The organism is Eremococcus coleocola ACS-139-V-Col8, assembly GCF_000183205.1.
In the GTDB taxonomy this organism is placed as follows: Bacteria; Bacillota; Bacilli; order Lactobacillales; family Aerococcaceae; genus Eremococcus; species Eremococcus coleocola.
Genome location: NZ_AENN01000007.1, coordinates 1 through 3,204 on the forward strand (window position 1 = coordinate 1; position 3,204 = coordinate 3,204).

Consider the following 3,204-nt stretch of genomic DNA (forward strand, 5'->3'; position numbering starts at 1 on the left):
CTGCCGTTTGTAAGGCAGAGGTTACAATTACAGGTAATTGTTCATTCATATAATATTGACCATCTTCAACCACAATCATCGTACCGTCTTCTAAGTAAGCAACCCCTTGCTTGCGCTCAGTACCTGCCTTAATAATCATTACGGTCATTTGTTCCCCTGGAATTAAGACTGGTTTCACAGCATTTGCGAGGGCATTAATATTGAAGACCGTAATATTTTGAAATTCACAGACCTTATTTAAATTATAGTCATTGGTTACAACAGCCGCTTCCATTAGTTTAGCCAAGCGAACTAATTTACTATCAACTTCATCAATATCTTCAAAATCACCTTCATAAAAATCAATTTTCACTGAATCATCTTTTTGAAGTTGATTCAAGATATCCAATCCTCGCCGTCCCTTGGCACGTTTAAGGGAGTCAGAAGAGTCAGCAATCAATTGCAGTTCATGCAAAACAAAGTTAGGAATCACCAAAGTACCTTCCATAAAGCCCGTTTTGACAATATCCGCAATCCTGCCGTCTATTATAACACTTGTATCCAATAATTTATATGGATGATAAGCATCCCCTGCTTTTCGTTGTAACAACTCTTGTTCTTGCAAGCCACTTTCATGTTTGCGGCCTTGTAAAGAACGGGAAAATAATTGGACTAGATCCTCCCGTCGGGTCATGGCTATTTGATAACCCACAAAACCAAAAATTAAGGGTAGGATTAAAGGCAAGGTCGAAGAAATAAAGGGAATCCGCAAGCCAACAAAAGGAAGGGCGATTAAATAACCAATGACCAAACCAATAATCGTGCCTAGGACATCAATCAAAATCACGGATATTGTTTGTTGGTTAGCCCATTTAATCATCCGACTTACAAATTTATCAATAATAGGCACTAATAGAAAACCAATCAAAAGAAAAATGATTGAAAAAATAAGGGCATTAATAATGGGATTGGCCATTAAATCTATTGTGAACCCAAGCTGACGCCATATATCAGGTCCAAAAGTTAAACCAAAGGAAATCCCAATAATTAACGCCACTAATAAAATAAAACGTTTATACATCATGTCACCTCCTTTCAAATAGAATTACAGTTAAAAACTAACGCGGAAATACTAAATTAACCGCTTGCCGAATCGTTTTAACCGGAACCAACTCAATCTCAACATCTTTATCTAAGTCATTATAATTATTCTGAGGGATAAAAATTCGTTTAAAGCCAAGTTTATTGGCCTCTTTAATCCGTTCATTAATTTGGGATACTCGGCGGATCTCACCCGTCAAGCCAATTTCACCCACAAAACAATCATCGACCTTGGTTGCCTTATCCCAATAGGACGAAGCAATCGAGATTGCGATGGCCAAGTCAATGGCTGGCTCATCTAATTTTACGCCTCCGGTCGTCTTAAAGAAAGCATCTTGATTTTGCACTAGTAAACCACAATGTTTTTCCATGACTGCTAATAATAAAGACACTCTTTGATAGTCCACACCTGAAGCCGTCCGTTTGGCATTACCGAAAACAGTTGGCGTCATCAAAGATTGGACTTCAGCTAAGATGGTCCGAGTTCCTTCTAAAGATGCCACCACCGTCGAACCTACGGCACCCGCAATCCGCTCTTCCAAGAAAAGTTGAGAAGGGTTCGCCACTTCTTGTAAGCCAGTATCCAACATTTGAAATACACCCAATTCGTGGGTGGAACCAAAACGATTTTTGACGGCTCTTAGAATCCGAAAGCGATTATATTTTTCACCTTCAAAATATAAAACCGTGTCCACCATGTGTTCTAACATCCTTGGTCCAGCTATCGCACCTTCTTTCGTCACATGACCGACAATAAAAATTGCAATCCGGTTATCCTTTGCCAACCGCATCAAACTAGCGGTTGCCTGTCTAACTTGACCTACCGAACCAGCCACCCCATTATGGTCCGCCACTTGCATGGTTTGGATGGAGTCAATCATGACCGTATCAGGCTGAATCCGAGCCGCTTCCGCAATAATTTGATCCAGATCAGTTTCTGCCATCAGGTAAAGATCTTCTTGTTTAACATTGAGCCTTTGGGCCCGCATTTTAATTTGGGACAGACTTTCTTCTCCCGACACATAGAGGACCCGTTGGCCGGCCTTAACTAATTGGGTGGAGACCTGTAAAAGGAGGGTAGACTTACCAATGCCGGGGTCACCCCCAATTAAAACCAGTGACCCAGCCACCAAACCGCCACCCAAAACCCGGTCAAACTCTTGAAATTGCGTTTGGACTCGATCTTCAGCTTGGGCTTGGATTTCATCCAATTTGTAGGCCCGGCCTAATTGATTTGCCGCATCTGACCTTAAAGACCGGGTCCGTTGTTGACTAGGGCTGGAAAACACTAATTGTTCTTCCATTTGATTCCAAGCGCCACAGTTAGGGCACTTACCCAACCATTTAGGCGATTCGTAACCACAGGCCATGCATTCGAACATTACCTTTTTCTTTGCCATTCTGTTAGAACCTCTCTATTTACTTACCTGAAGACCCAAAGCCACCAGACCGTTGTTCTAAACCACCTTGATCGCCATCCACTGTATAGTATTTAGCAAAAATTCCTTGCGCAATCCGGTCACCTTTTTCAATCGTCACATCAAAGAGTCCGAAGTTCTGTAATTGGACATAAATATGACCCTCATTGGCTGGATTATTATAATAATCTTGGTCAATAATTCCGACACTGTTGGGTAAAGCGATAAAGCGTTTCAAAGGATTAGATGACCGATTAATAATCTGGAGATATTCATCGGCTTGCATGTAAGCTTTTAAGCCAGTGGGCACCAAAGTCGGTTTCATTAAGTCTTTATCCGCTTGATTGACTGAACCCTTGACCAGCTTGGTCACCACTTGCTTCCAATAGCTAGGTAGGGTGATTGTTTCGGCTGCCTCGATATCATACCCCGCAGCATTATAGGTCGACCGTTGGGGCAGTTGAATCGCTTGATCTTGATAGGCCGAAACAATTTCAAAGCCACGAATTCTCTGATTCATATAAGACACTCCTTAACTATTTTTCTAATCTATTCTATCAAAGTTTAGTATTTTAAGCACCTAATAGCTTAATGAATTCCCATATTTTATCCTAAGGCTTCGGCTTTTATCACTTTGGCTAGACTTTGTTTATTTTTAGGACTTATTGTTGAAAAAAAGATCCCCTCAGGGATCGATTTAATCACT

The 3,204-nt window shown here is 41.1% G+C and carries 3 protein-coding genes; all 3 read right to left on the reverse strand.

What is annotated here, in order from left to right; translation table 11 throughout:
* Positions 1-1,060: PIN/TRAM domain-containing protein (locus tag HMPREF9257_RS02695; protein ID WP_040466656.1), on the reverse strand; the 1,060-nt coding region annotated here is incomplete at its 3' end.
* A gap of 37 nt (positions 1,061-1,097) precedes the next feature.
* A complete protein-coding gene (gene radA, locus HMPREF9257_RS02700; RefSeq protein WP_006417954.1) occupies positions 1,098-2,480 on the reverse strand; it encodes a DNA repair protein RadA in 1,383 nt (460 codons plus the stop codon).
* A gap of 19 nt (positions 2,481-2,499) precedes the next feature.
* On the reverse strand, positions 2,500-3,018 hold the full coding sequence (locus tag HMPREF9257_RS02705; protein WP_006417956.1) for a dCTP deaminase/dUTPase family protein: 519 nt from the start codon (positions 3,016-3,018) through the stop codon (positions 2,500-2,502).
* Positions 3,019-3,204: the final 186 nt, after the last annotated feature.